Genomic DNA, 16,294 nt, shown 5'->3' on the forward strand with positions numbered 1-16,294 from the left:
AAAAGTATAAGTCCTGCATACTTTCGAACCAACAATTTAACAATTAACCGTTATCCTTTCAGGAAAAGCTCGTGCAGCTGGTTCAGCTCCATAATCACGAGCGTTTTCTGGCCACCGGGCGTGTAGTTAGGCACCTGGCAGGCAAACAGCTTGTCTACGAGCGAATTCATTTCAAGGTCGCTCATGCGTGCCAGCGAGCGCGAGGCCAGCCTTTTGGCCATGGCCCGGGCCAGGTTTTCCCGTTTATCAAGCTTTAACGTAGCCGAATTGTTTTTGTATTGCTCTATTAATTCCTCCAGCAGTTCTTTTTCATCGGCGGCATGCACATCGGCGGGTATTCCATTAAGTATGATGGTGTTTCCGCCAAAATCCTCAAACTGAAAGCCCATATCTTTAAACTCTGCCGCCAGCTCTTTTATAAGTATGGCATCGGTGGCAGAAAGCTCTACGGTCTGTGGGAAGAGCAGCGCCTGCGACGCGCCTGTCTTCTTCTGAAGCGAGACGTTATACTTCTCATACAAGATTCGCTCCTGCGCTGCCTGCTGGTCAATGATCATCACCCCGGACTTTACCTGCACCAGCAAATACTTCTGATGTATCTGAATGGCCTTCTTAGTGGAGGCAGGCACAGTATCGGAGGCGGCAAAGGCTTCGTCCAGCAAACCCATACCTGAAAAGGCTGAACTTGTGTGCTCTTCTTGCACCGGCTCTTTCATGGGCTCGTACAACTGCTCCCACCCTCTGGAAGTTGCCCGTTTGGTAGTGGTGGCCGGCGGCGTGAACCCCGGAAACGACGAGCTTTCGCTGCTGCTTCTGGGCTTTGGCTCCGACTCAAACTCGCTGTTGAAGCCGCCTTGCAAACGTATGGGCTGTAGGGGCGCGTAGTTCACATCCTGCTCAAAATCCAAAGACGGGGCTATGTTATAGGCGCCTAAGGCACGTTTTACGGCTGCATGCACAATGGCGTACACCGTTTTCTCGTCCTCAAACTTTATCTCTGTTTTAGTGGGGTGCACGTTAATATCGATCTTCTCCGGGTCGATGTCGATGAACAGAACATAGAACGGGTGGTTCTCCTTGGCTACCAGGCCCTCAAAGGCCGTCATGACCGCATGGTTCAGGTAGCCGCTTTTTACGAAGCGGTTGTTTACGAAGAAGAATTGCTCACCGCGTGCTTTCTTGGCGTGCTCTGGTTTGCCCACATAGCCTTTCACTACCAGAAAGCCTGTGTCTTCCTCGCAGTAGGCCATCTGGTTTTTATAGGTGCTCCCGAAAATGCTGACGATGCGCTGGCTCAGCTTGGTGGCCGGCAGGTTAAACACCTCCATCTCGTTGTGGTGCAGCGTAAAGGTTACCTCTGGATAGGCAAGCGCCACCCGCTGAAACTCCTCCAGGATATGGCGCATCTCCACAGCGTTGGATTTCAGGAAATTTCGCCGGGCGGGCACGTTATAAAATAGGTTTTTCACGGAGATAGACGTGCCTTCTGGGGCCACTACTGGCTCCTGCCCTACTACTTCCGAGCCCTCTATCACCAGCTTGGTGCCTGTATCGGAGTGCTGCGTTCGGGTTTTAAGCTCTACTTGCGCCACCGCGCCAATAGATGCCATGGCCTCGCCCCTAAAACCCATAGTCCGGATCTGGAACAGATCTTCGGTGGAGCGGATTTTAGATGTGGCGTGGCGCTCAAAGCACATGCGCGCATCCGTTTCCGACATGCCTATGCCGTTATCCACTACTTGTACCAGTTGCTTGCCTGCCTCCTTCACGATCAGCTGTATGCTGGAGGCCTGCGCATCAATGGCGTTCTCCAGCAGCTCTTTAACTACAGATGCAGGGCGTTGCACCACTTCTCCAGCCGCAATCTGGTTAGCCAGGAAATCAGGCAGTAAATGTATGATGTCGGGCATCCGATTTTTTAACTCCTTATTACTATATAGATTTTTTTTACTCTAAATCAGCTATTTTAACCTTCGTGGTCAAATTTTTGCATTCACTAAATAGTAAAGGCAGAACTAATTCAGGAATAAAATTATTATTAATTTACAGACTGATTCTTATCAGGGGCTGGAAATTTAGCCAACAGAGTCGCTTTTCTTCTCATCTGGGAAAGTATAGCGATATGTATATTAAAGCTGGGGCTGGTGGCGTTAGCAATGTAAGGCTACTCTTGATGCCACGTTAGCTGCAGGCAGGCTGTAAAGCTCTCCACCTTCATTTCAAATCAGCTGACGGCAATACTGATAAAACCTCATAAATTAGGTCTGTGTTTATGTATCGCCTTATGCAAAATTAGGCTTAATTTTGACTTGTTCCAATTAATATAAAAGTAGCGTAGATGTTGAAGAGTTTTAGTATTGGGTTGTTGATTCTTGTTTTCCTTGTCATGGGGCCGCTGATGTCGTTAAAGTCGTCGGAGGAGGTCGTTGTACACCCACAAGAGAAGCAATGGGTCGACAGCGTGATGACGACTCTTTCGCCAGCGCAACGCATCGGGCAGCTGTTTATGGTGGCTGCATACTCCAACAAAAACGACAAGCATGTACGCGAGATAGATACCCTTGTAAGCCGCTACGGCATTGGCGGTATTATGTTTATGCAGGGCGGGCCCATGCGCCAGGCTGTGTTAACCAACCGCTTTCAGGCGGCCGCCAAGGTGCCCTTACTAATTGCCATGGATGCCGAGTGGGGCTTGGATATGCGCCTGGACAGCAGCATGCACTTTGCCCGCCAAATGACGCTGGGCGCCATGGATGATGACCGCTATATTTACCTGATGGCCCGTGAGATTGCGCTGAAAATGAAGCGCATGGGCGTAAATGTAAGCTTCTCCCCGGTGCTGGACGTTAACAACAACGCTAACAACCCAGTTATCGGAAGCCGCTCGTTCGGTGAGTCTAAGGAGGAGGTAGCCCGCCGCGGTGTGGCATACATCCAAGGATTGCAGGACCATGGCGTTATTGCGGTGGCCAAGCATTTCCCTGGCCACGGCGACACGGATACTGATTCTCACCTTTCGCTTCCTGTTATACCGCACAATCTGCAACGCCTGACTAATGTTGAACTGTATCCGTTTAAACAGTCTTTTGATGCCGGCGTGATGGGTGTGATGGTAGCGCATTTATATCTGCCTGCCGTAGACTCTACCCGCAACCAGGCAGCCACGCTCTCGAAGCCGATTGTTACAGGCCTTTTAAAAGATAAAATGAAGTATAAAGGCTTAGTATTTACCGATGCCCTGAATATGAAAGGCGTGAGCCGCTACTATAAGCCAGGCGAAGTTGACCTGAAAGCCCTGATGGCTGGTAACGACGTGTTGCTGTTCCCGGAAGATGTGCCCACTGCTATTGATAAAATTAGCAAGGCAGTGCAGAAAGGGCAAATTACGCAGGACGAGATCGACCAGCGCGTGCGCAAAATACTGCACGCCAAATATTGGTCAGGGCTTAACAAGTATCAGCCTGTAAAACTTGAGAACCTGCAGCGTGAGGTAGACCGCCCGATCAGCACCGTGATTCAGGAGCAGCTCTATGAGCATGCGGTAACGGTAGTAGAGAATGAGAATAACCTCCTGCCTTTCCGCAACCTCGACACCCTAAGTATAGCATCCGTGGCCATTGGCGCTTCGGTAAACAACGCATTTCAGAAAACGCTAGGCAATTACGCTCCAGTTAAACAATTTACTATACCAGATCGTTTTGCGCCTGATTCAGCGTTTACGAAAATCATCCCGCAATTACAGGACAACGATGTCGTGGTGATAAGTATACATGGCATGAACCTAACGCCAGCTAAAAACTTCGGCATCGGCACAGGCACACTGGCCTTTATACAGTACCTGCGCGAGCGTACCGATAAAAAAGTAGTGGTGGCCATGATGGGCAACGCCTATGGCCTGAAGTTGCTGGAAGACAACAAGTGGCTTGTGTGCGGCTACGAGGATAATCCGGTGTCGCAGACGTTGGTGCCGCAGGTGCTTTTCGGGGCACGCGCCGCGCAGGGCAAATTGCCAGTTTCTGCCAGCAAGAAGTATAAGGCAGGTATTGGTTTGCCAACAGCATCGCTGGGCCGCCTGAAGTATGGCGTACCCGAAAGCGTAGGCATGAGTTCTGAGGTGCTGCAACAAATCGACAATATCGCTACGGAAGCTATCACGTATGCAGCCACGCCTGGTTGCCAGGTGCTGGTGGTAAAAGACGGCACCGTAGTTTTCAACAAATCGTATGGCTACTATACTTACGATCAGGCCAAACCTGTCACTAACAACACCGTCTACGACATCGCCTCTATTACTAAAGTAGCGGCTACGCTGCAGGCTATCATGTTCCTGAAAGATCAGGGTAAGATAAAACTAGATGCAAAAGTATCAACTTACTTACCTGAGCTGAAAGGGACCAATAAGGAAAACCTGGTGATGCGGGACGTCCTGGCGCACCAGTCCGGTTTGCGCCCCGGCTTGCCTACCTGGCAAAAAACCATCGACAAGCGAAAACTGAAGGATACGTATTACGCCAGCACCCAGAACGATTATTATACAAACGAGGTAATCCCAGGGGTATACTCTATTAAGTCAATGGAAGACTCGCTTTGGGCCTGGACAGTGAGAACCCCGTTGCGCGCCAAGCAAAAAGACGGTACCTACGATTACGCTTATAGCGATCTGGGCTTTTACATGATGAAGCGCGTTGCCGAGACCATGCTTAACCAGCCGCTCAACGAGTTTATGGACCAGAACTTTTACACGCCGCTTGGCCTCAGCAACCTAACGTATATGCCGCTCCTGAAGCACCCGCGTGAGATTATCGCCCCCACCGAAGACGATAATTATTTCCGTAAGAACCTGATCTGGGGTACTGTGCACGACCAGGGCGCAGCCATGATGGGCGGCGTAGGTGGCCATGCCGGGCTTTTCTCTAATGCAAACGACCTGGCCATACTTTTGCAGATGAACATGAACAACGGGAACTATGGCGGCCACAGATACTATAGCACCGATGTGGTGAGCGAGTTTGCAGAGCATCAGTACAAAGGCAGCCGCCGTGGCCTGGGCTGGGATAAACCAGCATTAGACGGGAACGGCGCTACATCAAGTATGGCTTCTGAGAGCACCTTTGGGCACACGGGCTTTACAGGCACTGGCGCTTGGGTTGACCCCGGCAACAAATTGATTTATGTGTTTCTGTCGAACCGCGTGTATCCGGATGCCAGCAATACTAAGCTCGTAAAGTATAACATCCGGACCAGGATACATGATGTGGTTTATAAGGCCATCGTACCGAAAACATAAAAAATAACAGTAGTTTAGCGAGTGCAGCAACAAAAGTTGGCTGCACTTGTTGTTTTGTCACACACCTGAGACTATGAGAATTGGTATAGTTTGTTACCCTACCTTTGGCGGAAGCGGCGTTGTAGCCACCGAATTAGGAAAGGCGCTTGCCCTAATGGGCCATAAAGTACACTTTATCACCTACAGCCAACCTGCCCGCCTCGACATGTTCAGCGAGAACCTGTTTTACCACGAGGTGTACATTCCGTCTTACCCCTTGTTCCAATACCCGCCTTACGAGCTGGCGCTGGCGAGCAAAATGGTAGACATTGTGCGTTTCGAGAAACTGGATGTGCTGCACGTACACTATGCCATTCCGCACGCATCCGCAGCCTTTATGGCCAAGCAGATTTTGCGCACGAAGGGCATCAATATTCCGGTAATCACTACCCTGCATGGCACAGATATTACACTGGTTGGCAAGGATGCCTCGTTTGAGCCGGTGGTTACCTTTAGTATAAACCAGTCTGATGGAGTAACGGCCGTATCGGATAGCCTGCGCGCTGAAACCTACGATTACTTCCAGATAGAGAAGGACATTGAGGTTATCCCCAACTTTATAAACCTGGATAAGTTTAAGCGCCAAAAGAAAGAGCATTTCAGGCTGGCCATAGCGCCAAACAACGAAAAGCTGCTGGTGCATACTTCTAACTTCCGGGGCGTGAAACGGGTGGAAGACGTAATCCGGATCTTTGCCAAGGTAAGAGAGAAAGTATCGAGCAAGCTGCTGATGGTAGGCGACGGCCCTGACCGCCCGAAAATGGAAAAGCTTTGCCGCGAACTGCAGATTTGCCAGGATGTGCGCTTTCTGGGTAAACTGGAAGCCGTTGAAGAAGTGCTTTCTATTGCCGACCTTTTCCTGATGCCATCCGAGAAAGAGAGTTTTGGACTGGCAGCTCTCGAAGCCATGGCCTGCGAGGTTCCGGTGATCTCCTCTAACGCGGGCGGAATTCCGGAGTTAAACATCAATGGTGAAACAGGATTTGTTAGCCCTGTGGGCGCTGTAGACGATATGGTGGAAAATGCGCTATACATTCTGGACGATGCGCACCTGCCCCAGTTTAAGGCAAACGCCCTGAGCCGTGCCCGGGATTTCGACATCGAAAAAATTGTACCTTTATACGAAAAGCTCTACCAGAAAACGATAAACGAACAGCTGGCACTGCTCTAAGTGTGTCACTTTCATACAAGTATAAAAACAAAAAGAACCGGTTACCTGCTGCGTAGCCGGTTCTTTTTTTATACCTTATAGGCTTATTTAATTCAGCCCTCTTACGCCATACCAAACTATGAGCAAGGATAAGTACTATATCATCGACTTCGACAGCACCTTTACGCAGGTGGAGGCCCTGGATGAACTGGGAGCCATCTCACTACAAAACCACCCCGACCGGGAGCAGATCCTGGAACAGGTTAAACACATTACTGATAGCGCTATGGCTGGCAGCAGCTCGTTTGCTGAAGGACTTAGCAAGCGCTTGGAACTACTGCAGGCCCACCAGAATCACCTACCCCAGCTCATCGGTACGCTTAAAGAGAAGGTTTCCGAATCCATCCGCCGCAACAAGGATTTCCTGCACCAATACTCCGACCATATCCTGATCGTATCCAGCGGGTTTAAAGAGTTTATCACGCCCATCGTAACAGAGTATGGCATAAAAGAGGAGAATATCTACGCCAACACCTTTCAGGTAGATGAGCAGGGCAACCTGGTCGGGTTTGACACAGAAAACCTGCTGAGCCGCGACAAGGGCAAGATAAAGCTACTCGAGCAACTGGCTTTGCCCGGCGATGTATACGTGCTGGGCGATGGTTACACGGATTATGAGATCAAGGAGGCCGGTATGGCCAACAAGTTTTACGCGTTTACCGAGAACGTAACCCGCGACAGCGTGGTGGCCAAGGCCGAGCACATTGCCCCCAGCCTGGACGAGTTTCTCTATCAAAATAAATTACCGATGGCCATATCATACCCCAAAAACCGCATTAGCGTGCTGCTGCTCGAGAACGTGCACCCACAGGCCGTGGATCTTTTCCGGAAGGAGGGCTACCAGGTAGAAACCGTAAACGGAGCGCTGAGCGAAGAGGAGCTTTGCGAAAAGATAAAGAACGTTTCCATACTTGGCATCCGCAGCAAAACCCACGTTACGCGCAAAGTGCTGGAGCATGCCAACCGCCTGATGTGTGTGGGCGCCTTCTGCATCGGCACAAACCAGATTGATCTGGATGCCTGTTTAGAGGCTGGCATTACGGTGTTTAACGCGCCATACAGCAATACCCGAAGCGTGGTAGAGCTGGCTTTGGGCGAGATTATCATGCTGAGCCGCGGGGTAGTAGACAAGAGCAACAAGATGCACCAGGGCCAGTGGGACAAATCGGCGAAGGGCAGCTTTGAGGTGCGCGATAAGAAGCTTGGCATTGTAGGATACGGCAACATTGGCGCACAGCTTTCGGTGCTGGCCGAGGCCATGGGCATGGAAGTATACTATTACGATGTGATTGAGAAACTACAGCTTGGCAATGCCCGCAAGTGCAGCACGCTGCATGAGCTGCTGGAGAAAGTTGATATTGTTACGCTGCACGTGGATGGCCGCCCGGAAAACAAGAACATGTTTGGGGCCGATGAGTTTGCCGCCATTAAGGACGGCGCGATTTTCCTGAACCTGAGCCGTGGCCATGTGGTGGATATCGAGGCGCTGGTGCAAAGTATAAAATCCGGGAAGGTAAGCGGGGCCGGCGTGGATGTGTTCCCCGAGGAACCTGCCACCAACAGCGACCCTTTTGAAAGCGAGCTAAGCGGCCTGCCAAACGTAATCCTGACGCCACACGTGGGAGGCAGCACCTCTGAAGCCCAGGTAAACATCGCCAATTTTGTGCCTAACCGCATGATGGATTACATCAACTCCGGGAACACTTACGGCAGCGTAAACTTCCCGAACCTACAGTTGCCGGAGCTGAAGAACGCGCACCGCCTCATCCACATTCACGCCAACGTGCCGGGAGTTCTGGCAAACATCAACCAGGTGCTTGCCAAAAACCAGGTGAACATTTTGGGCCAATATCTCAAAACCAACGAGCGCGTGGGTTACGTGATTACCGACATCGACAAGGCTTACGACAAGCAGGTGATCAACGACATGAAGCAGGTGGGGCATACCATCAAGTTCCGCATACTTTATTAAGAGCGTGAAACGGCTGCCTACAACTTTCTAACTTCTAAACTTTCTAACCTTGAATACTAAAGTATACTTCACCCCTGGTCCCTCGGAGCTGTACCCAACCGTGCCGGTACACATGCACACGGCAATGGAGGATAAAATCGGGAGCATTTCGCACCGAAGCAAGCAGTTCCAGGAAATCTATGCTAAAGCGGAAAGCGGCCTGCGCGAGCTACTGCAGCTGCCCGACGAGTATGAGGTGTTTTTCGTGGCCTCGGCTACAGAGATCTGGGAGCGTGCCATCCAGAACAACGTGCAGCGCGAGAGCTTCCATTTGGTGAATGGCTCTTTCTCGAAGCGCTTTTACGAAACTGCTGCCGAACTAGGCCGCGAGACCAGGCAACACGAAGCGCCGTTTGGGCAGGGTTTCGATGTGCAACGCATCAGCGTGCCGAGCTCGGCCGAGTTAATCGCCCTGATCCAGAATGAGACCAGTTCGGGTGCCTGCATGCCGGTGGATGAGATTAATCAGTTCCGGGAGAAAGCCGCTGCGGATGCGTTGATCTACGTGGATGCCGTGTCCTCGCTGCCCTACCCTGCTTTCGATTTTGCGAAGGTGGATTCGGTATACTTCTCTGTGCAGAAGTGCTTTGGTTTGCCGGCTGGTTTGGGTGTGTGGCTCGTAAATGACCGGTGTATGGCCAAGGCCAGAAGTATGCAGGAAAGCGGAACATCCATAGGTTCTTATCATACCTTGCCTGCCTTGCTTGAGAAAGCATTGGCCAGCCAAACCGTGGAAACGCCGAACGTGCTGAATATCTACCTGCTAGGCAAGGTGCTGGAAGACATGAACCGCAAAGGCGTGGAAACCATCCGAAGCGAAACCGAGGCAAAAGCAACCCAAATTTATACTTACTTGGAGCGCAGCGCAGTATTCTCTCCTGCCGTGGAGAACCCGAAACATCGTTCTAAAACCACCATTGTGGCCAATTCAACTATTTCATCAGCAGAGGTGAACAAGCAACTAGCCGCTTTCGATATGCAGGTGGGCAGTGGCTACGGCAAGTATAAAGAGGCTCAGATCCGCATCGCCAACTTCCCGACGCACAGCCCCGAACAGGTTGAAAAACTGGTAAGTAAGCTGGAGGAACTGTTTGGGTAAGCAAGTTCTAAACGACTTTCTAACCTTCTAACCTCCCAACTTTCTAACTTAAAAAGCTTTGCTTCGCCTCTAGTTTAGTGGCGCTAATGGCATTGGCTGTCGGGTCTTGCTCGTTGGCAAGCACATGCTCGAGCACGCGCTTGGCCAAGTCTGTGCCTTTCGCGCCTTCGGGCAGTGCCTTAAAAGTTTTGTTGATCAGGTTAACCACATCCTCGCGGGCATGGTTTACTTGCTGCCATACCTGCTCGCTCATGTATACTTGCTGCGACATGTTGTGGCTAAACTCATTCCGGATCTCGGCCAGCAATACGCGGTGATACTCTGCCGCCGACTGCCCAGCCGGGCTAATGCGCAACATCAGGTTACTTGGCGTGATACGCTCCAGTAGCAGCACAATGCGCTCATAAGCCTGTAGCCTGATTGGCAAAACTACTTTTGCGTTGTCATCATCTTTCTGCTCCGTTCGCAAGCGGTCCTGCCGTTCGTAATGTTTCTGCATCAGGAAGTATAAACCTGCCACCAATACCAGCGCCGGTAAAATCAGTTTTAGAAGTTCTGCCAGCAGTAAGAATAAGTTACCCATCGTAATCGTTGTTTTAAAGTATAAATATCGTGAAAAATTAATTCTGTATACCTGAATCATTTCATAGCTTTGCCTGTTAACCAAGTACAACGTGAGGCAATGAGGCATTTCTGCATTTAATTGCTTAAATTTGTGGCTACAAATAAAGATTTATACTATGGCAACCCAAACTAAAACTGCACCTATAACTTTGACAGCAAGAGCCTTGGAAGAGGTAAGAAATATTTTGAAAGAAAAGAACGTACCGGGCGAGTATGGTCTGCGCGTAGGTGTGCAGGGTGGTGGCTGTTCCGGACTCTCTTACCTATTGGGTTTTGATAAGCCAAAAGAGTCTGACGAAACGTTTGATGTAGATGGCGTAACCCTTATCATGGATAAAAAGCACGGCATGTACGTAATGGGCATGGAGGTTGACTTTCAGGATGGCTTGAACGCCCGTGGTTTTACCTTCAACAACCCACAGGCAACAAGCACCTGCGGTTGCGGCAGCTCATTCTCTGCATAACTCAGAAACCTTCTTTCTCTTTAGATAAACAAAGCCCGGCCAATACAGCCGGGCTTTGTTGTTTGTATGCGTTTAGAGTTAGGCTATTTTATACTTGATTAAGCCACGTTGAATTTTAAAGAGACTGAAAATAAAAGCCTGTTAACCTAAATCATCCTGCTCTCAGAGCTTTGGAATTATCTTAAACTGGATAAAACTCTCTACCTCCTAAACTCCTCCCCTCACTACCTTTCTAACTTTCTACCTTCCAAACTTTCTAACTCTAGTATGTTTTTGTCATACTTTGAGGCACCACAAGTATAAAATCGGCTTTGCTTTTATGGTCTTCAGACAGCTTCTCCAGGTCCTCCTGGTACACGGTTGTAATGGTGCGAAGCTGTGCCTGCGGCCTGGCCTGTTTCAGGTACCAGCCAATCCCTTCAAAATTATCGGAATGATAAGCGCCGTTCAGGTGCAGCACCTGCTTGCCTTGTTGTAGTTGCCCAAGTATAAAATGTGCCATAGTGGCATCCTTCAGCGCCTGAGCCTGCACAATGTTCTGGCTTTTGGTATTGCCGTGCGTGCTGTTGCCAAACATAGCCAGCATGTTTTTATAGCCGGGCAGTTCCATATCTACGGTAATTGGCTGCGGAGCAATGTACTTTTTAGCCTCGGTGGTTATACCCTGCAACGCGCTCAGGCCACCACCAGAAACCATGGCAGCGTAGCGGCGGGGCACATTAGTGGCTATAAACGGAATGTGCTGCTCTTTGGCATACTGCACGATGGGCTTGTAGTCCGTGGCATAATTGGTCCATGGCCGCGATTCCTGCTCAAAGTTCTTTTCAGGCACTTGCCCGGAGAGGTACTCGTTCAGCACCAATTGCACATCCGCCTCAAACATCTCTGCACCAATAGCTAGGTTCTGTGGCGCTGCCTAGTGCATACCTTTGGCTACTTCCAGTTGCAGCCAGTGCGCAATAGGGTCGTTGTGTTGCTCACCAAACAGAACTACGTCCGCTTCCTGCAGCTGTTTTAGCATTTTGCCATAGCTTATACTTTTGCCGTCGTGGGTAAACAACTGGTAAGCAGGTTTGTCGTTCTTCTGAGCCATAGTGCTTATACTTAAAGCCAGTAAAAACAGCGCCAAGAGTGTGCTTTTCATACTTATATCGTTGGTTTTGAGTTCAGGGATTTAAGATACAAAAAAGCCGCAACCTTAGTAGGCTCCGGCTTTTTCTTATCTCCACAAATGTGATTAACTTCTATAAGGTAACGTGATTTTCAGGAATTTCCTGATTGGGGTCAAAAATTGCACCGAGTCTCTTTGCGTTCTCTTCCACTGTTAACTCAAAACCTGCTTCCTGCCGGCGTTTGTTTACAATCTCCACATCTTCAATTGGCCACATGGTGTGTTTTCCATCTTCTCTAAGGTAACTTACAGCTTGGGTGCCATACAGTTGCTTCCTGCCCTGAAACATTAAGAGCCTGTCTCTCATCATGGCTGCATCCGTACTGCTTGCCTCCCCTTGTTTAGCCATTTCCTCCATCAGCGGCAGGTACTTCGCAATAGTTTCAGTATTTGAATGCTGCACGACTAGAAATAATGTTCCTGCTGCTTTCACGCCAATCTTACTTTTCGGGAGCCATCCGTACTTTTCTAGTATGGGCAGCACCTTTGCCTGATTGGCAGAATCGACCTGGTGCATTTTGCTGATGTATACTTTCTGCCTATCAGGATCGGCACTGATGGAGTCCCAGTTTACATCGCGCACGCCTTGGTCAAGGTCATAAATTTGCTCCAACTCCTGTTGCAGCAAAGTATAATCCGGCTGGCCTTCCTGAGTAGTTGCTCCCACTTGATTATCTGTGGCATTTTGGCACCCGGCCATGAGCAGCAGAAGTACAAAAAGCTTAACAATTTTCATCTTTCGCCCTACTACACCCTGTAAAACAGCCACTTCGACAGTTCTTTGTAGTTTACCTTTTTGCCATACATCAGGATTCCCACACGGTAGATGCGGCTGGCGATCCAGGTGGTGAAGATAAAACCTGCCACTAGCAGCCCCATCGAGAGCAGCAGTTCCCAGGCCGGCACACCAAACGGCACGCGCACCATCATCACAATCGGAGAGGTAAACGGAATGATCGACATCCAGAAAGCCACAGGGCCATCAGGGTTTTTGAGCACCAACGAGTACGACATGATAAACGAGATAACCAGCGGAATCGTGATCGGCATCATAAACTGCTGTGTATCCGTTTCGTTATCCACGGCAGCGCCAATCGCCCCGAACAGCGACCCATAAAGCAGGTAGCCACCCAAAAAGTAAAAGATGAAACAGATAAATATCAGCCCGATGTTCAGGTTTGCAAAGCTCTGCTTTACATCCTGAATGGTGTTGGCAAACTCGTCTTTCTCAGAATCTTGTTGTACAGCCTCGTCATCTCCGCCCGATTCCTCGCCTTGTGCAGCCACTTGTCCAGCCGCGTATTGCGCTGCCGGCGAGGGCGCAGCATCCACCCCAAAAGCAGCCGAAACACCTGTAACAGCAATAAACGAAAGTATGATCCAGAGCAGAAACTGCGTAAGGCCCACAGCGGCAATCCCCATAATCTTACCCATCATCAACTGAAAAGGCTTTACCGACGAGATCATCACTTCCACAATACGGCTGGTCTTCTCCTCTATCACGCCGCGCATAATCTGCACACCATACATAAAAATGAAGAAGTAGATAATTACAGCGCCCACTACGCCAGCCACAGAAGTTATAATGGCATTGTTGTCTTTCTCGCCTTGGTCGCTGAGGTTAATGGCCGTTAGGCTTACGTTGGCTTTTATCTTGTCGAGCATCTCGCGGTCTAGGCCTGAGGCCAGGTAGCGCTGGCTTTCAATCTCTTTTTCCAGCATGTTCTCGAGGCGCACCTGTGTTTGTATGCTGATGTTTTTCTTACCGTATACTACAAAGCCTTCCGGGTTGTCCAACGACATTTCCGGGATGTAAAGCAGTGCGGTATTATCAGTTTCCTGGTAAATGGTTTTGGCTTGGTCCAGAGTACCTGCCAATGGTATAAAATTCAGGTCTTTTTTGTTTTCGAGCTTGCCCTCAAACAAGCCGCTTCTATCGAGCACCATCACCGTCTCCGAGTCGCCGGACATGGAAATAAGCAGGCCGGGCAGGATCATGAACGTGGCCAGCAGCAGTGGCGTAAGCAGCGTCATGATGATAAAACTCTTCTTACGCACACGCGAAATATACTCGCGCTTTATAATCAGCCAGATTTTAGACATGGTGGGTTTCCTTTACTTTACGGATGAAAATATCGTTTATACTAGGCACTAACTCCACAAAAGAGTGTACCTCTACACGCTGAATCAGGTAGCGCAGCAAATCGTTCGGGGAAGCATTGTTCAGGAGTTTCACATTAGCCCTGAAGATGCCATGATTATCATGCTGCTCCAGCACATCAAAATCCGGGGAGGTGATCATAAGTTGGCCATTCCCGATGATCTGGTAGGTATCCGTTTTATACGCATCTCGGATTTCTTTCACCGGGCCATCCAGCACCTTTTGGGCGTGGTTGATGAGCGCAATATTATCGCAAAGCTCTTCCACAGACTCCATGCGGTGCGTAGAGAAAATAATAGTGGCACCCTTATCGCGCAGGCTCAAAATCTCATCCTTGATCAGGTTGGCATTGATAGGGTCAAAGCCAGAGAAAGGTTCATCAAGTATAATCAGGGCAGGCTCGTGCAGCACAGTGGCTATAAACTGCACCTTCTGCTGCATACCTTTCGAGAGGTCTTCGATGTGCTTGCCAAGCCACTCACGTATCTCGAAACGATCAACCCAGGCTTTGATGCGAGCTGTAGCCTCGCTTTTGCTCAGCCCCTTCAGTTGCGCCAAATATAACAGCTGCTCACCAACTTTCATTTTCTTGTAGAGGCCACGCTCTTCCGGCAAGTATCCCATCTCCCGTATATGATCTGGCTTTAAGCGCTCACCTCTAAAGTATATTTTACCGGTATCAGCGCCTGTTATCTGGGTTATAATCCGGATAAGTGAAGTTTTCCCGGCTCCGTTTGGCCCTAGCAGACCAAATATGCAGCCCTGCGGAATCTCAAAGCTCACGTTATCGAGAGCGGTGTGGTTGGCGTAAGTCTTGGTAACGCCTTCTATTTTCAGAATACTCAAGGGTGTCTGGGTTTTGGTTTACTCAAATATAAGTATTCTGAAAGACAGTGCACCCGCCCTTGGAGTTAAATCTACAAAGAGAAGTATAGCATAGATGAAACCCTATTTATAGCCGCCAGAGGATTAACAACCTGTTAGTATTAGGTTGAAAGTGACAGAAAGTATAAAGAAAAAGCCCGGCCCTCCGTATAAAACGGAAAGCCGGGCTAAAACTATAGGAAAGGATTGCCTTTTACTGGAAGTAATCTTTTACTTTCTCAAAGAAGCCTTTCTCGTTCTTACCGGGGTTCGGTGTAAAGTTGCTTGAGTAACGCAGGCCTTCCAGCACAGCTTTCTCATCGCTGCTCAACGATTTCGGCGTCCATACATTCACGTGGATCAGCTGATCGCCTTTTCCGTACCCGTTTATATCCTGTATACCTTTGCCACGGAGCCTGAAAATCTCACCGCTCTGCGTGCCCGGCTTAATGTTGATTTTTACTTTGCCAGTGATAGTTGGCACTTCTACCTCAGCGCCCAGGGCCGCATCTATAAAGCTGATGTATTGCTCATAGATCACGTTGTTGCCTTCGCGCTTCAAGGTTGGGTGCGGCTCTTCCTCAATCTGAATCAGCAAGTCGCCTGGCACGCCACCACGTTCCGGCACGTTGCCTTTGCCGCTCATGGATAGCTGCATGCCGTCCATTACGCCGCCTGGCACGTTAATCGCGATTACCTCTTCCTGCAGCTCTCTACCGCTGCCGTGACAGGTTTCGCAGTTGTTGGTTACAATGCGGCCTTCGCCGTTACAGGTTGGGCAGGTTGCCGTAGAAACCATCTGCCCCAGCATGGTATTTACCACCTTGCGCACCTGTCCGGAACCCTGACAGGTACCGCAAGTCTGCATATCGGTGCCGTTTTTAGCGCCGTTGCCCCCACAAGTGTTACAGGCTACATAACGCTTCACCTTTATCTTTTTCTCAACGCCGTTGGCAATCTCCTCCAGGTTAAGCTTTAACTTAATGCGCAGGTTAGAACCTTTGCGGGTACGGCGCCCACCGCCCGAGCGGCCTCCTCCGAAGAAGCTCTCAAACGGGCTGCCTCCTCCGCCGCCAAATATATCGCCGAACTGCGAGAAAATATCATCCATGTTCATGCCACCGCCGCCGAAGCCGCCGTTCATACCCTGATGGCCGAACTGATCGTAGCGCTGGCGTTTTTGCTGGTCGCTCAGAACTTCGTAGGCCTCTGCAGCCTCTTTAAACTTATCTTCAGCAGTCGGGTCGTCCGGGTTTTTATCCGGGTGGAATTTAATGGCGATTTTGCGGTAAGCCTTCTTTATCTCCTCCTGCGTGGCGCTTTTGCTTACACCCAAAATCTCATAATAATCTCTCTTAGCCATT

At 49.8% G+C, this 16,294-nt stretch carries 11 protein-coding genes and 1 pseudogene; 5 read left to right on the forward strand and 7 right to left on the reverse strand.

Annotated elements, in window-relative coordinates:
* Positions 1-50 precede the first annotated feature (50 nt).
* Positions 51-1,910, reverse strand: a complete 1,860-nt coding sequence (mutL, locus tag D1627_RS03675; protein ID WP_119430832.1) for a DNA mismatch repair endonuclease MutL — start codon at positions 1,908-1,910, stop codon at positions 51-53.
* 428 nt (positions 1,911-2,338) lie between these two features.
* On the opposite strand from mutL, the gene D1627_RS03680 reads away from it, so the two are divergent.
* The 4 genes from D1627_RS03680 (at position 2,339) to D1627_RS03695 (ending at position 9,646) form a co-directional block, all read left to right on the forward strand.
* Positions 2,339-5,287 (forward strand): glycoside hydrolase family 3 N-terminal domain-containing protein, encoded by a 2,949-nt coding sequence (locus D1627_RS03680; RefSeq protein WP_233555497.1) that lies wholly within the window; start codon positions 2,339-2,341, stop codon positions 5,285-5,287.
* 73 nt (positions 5,288-5,360) lie between these two features.
* The gene (gene bshA, locus D1627_RS03685; RefSeq protein WP_119430834.1) at positions 5,361-6,497 is read left to right on the forward strand and encodes an N-acetyl-alpha-D-glucosaminyl L-malate synthase BshA; all 1,137 of its coding nucleotides are present in this window, start codon (positions 5,361-5,363) and stop codon (positions 6,495-6,497) included.
* A gap of 118 nt (positions 6,498-6,615) precedes the next feature.
* Positions 6,616-8,508, forward strand: a complete 1,893-nt coding sequence (serA, locus tag D1627_RS03690; protein WP_119430835.1) for a phosphoglycerate dehydrogenase — start codon at positions 6,616-6,618, stop codon at positions 8,506-8,508.
* 49 nt (positions 8,509-8,557) lie between these two features.
* Positions 8,558-9,646, forward strand: a complete 1,089-nt coding sequence (locus tag D1627_RS03695) for an aminotransferase class V-fold PLP-dependent enzyme (protein ID WP_119430836.1) — start codon at positions 8,558-8,560, stop codon at positions 9,644-9,646.
* 43 nt (positions 9,647-9,689) lie between these two features.
* Here D1627_RS03695 and D1627_RS03700 read toward each other — a convergent pair whose 3' ends face one another.
* Positions 9,690-10,229, reverse strand: coding sequence for a DUF7935 family protein (locus D1627_RS03700; protein ID WP_119430837.1), 540 nt, complete (start codon positions 10,227-10,229; stop codon positions 9,690-9,692).
* Positions 10,230-10,386: 157 nt separating this feature from the next.
* Here D1627_RS03700 and D1627_RS03705 point away from each other — a divergent pair, with 157 nt between their 5' ends.
* Positions 10,387-10,734, forward strand: a complete 348-nt coding sequence (locus tag D1627_RS03705) for a HesB/IscA family protein (protein ID WP_119430838.1) — start codon at positions 10,387-10,389, stop codon at positions 10,732-10,734.
* A gap of 262 nt (positions 10,735-10,996) precedes the next feature.
* Here the strand turns inward: D1627_RS03705 and D1627_RS03710 are convergent.
* The 5 genes and pseudogenes from D1627_RS03710 to dnaJ form a co-directional block, all read right to left on the reverse strand.
* Positions 10,997-11,878 (reverse strand): annotated as a pseudogene (locus tag D1627_RS03710) (ChaN family lipoprotein).
* A gap of 100 nt (positions 11,879-11,978) precedes the next feature.
* Complete coding sequence (locus tag D1627_RS03715) at positions 11,979-12,641, reverse strand: DUF6624 domain-containing protein (RefSeq protein ID WP_119430839.1); 663 nt, start codon at positions 12,639-12,641, stop codon at positions 11,979-11,981.
* An 11-nt stretch (positions 12,642-12,652) separates the two neighbouring features.
* Positions 12,653-14,008 (reverse strand): ABC transporter permease, encoded by a 1,356-nt coding sequence (locus D1627_RS03720; RefSeq protein ID WP_119430840.1) that lies wholly within the window; start codon positions 14,006-14,008, stop codon positions 12,653-12,655.
* Positions 14,001-14,912 carry an ABC transporter ATP-binding protein gene (locus tag D1627_RS03725; RefSeq protein ID WP_119430841.1) on the reverse strand — a complete coding sequence of 304 codons (912 nt, stop codon included), beginning with the start codon at positions 14,910-14,912 and terminating at the stop codon, positions 14,001-14,003. Before D1627_RS03725 ends, D1627_RS03720 begins: the two co-directional genes overlap by 8 nt.
* A gap of 232 nt (positions 14,913-15,144) precedes the next feature.
* Positions 15,145-16,293, reverse strand: coding sequence for a molecular chaperone DnaJ (gene dnaJ, locus D1627_RS03730; RefSeq protein WP_119430842.1), 1,149 nt, complete (start codon positions 16,291-16,293; stop codon positions 15,145-15,147).
* Position 16,294 lies beyond the last annotated feature (1 nt).

Source organism: Pontibacter oryzae (assembly GCF_003576375.1).
Taxonomy (GTDB): Bacteria; Bacteroidota; Bacteroidia; order Cytophagales; family Hymenobacteraceae; genus Pontibacter; species Pontibacter oryzae.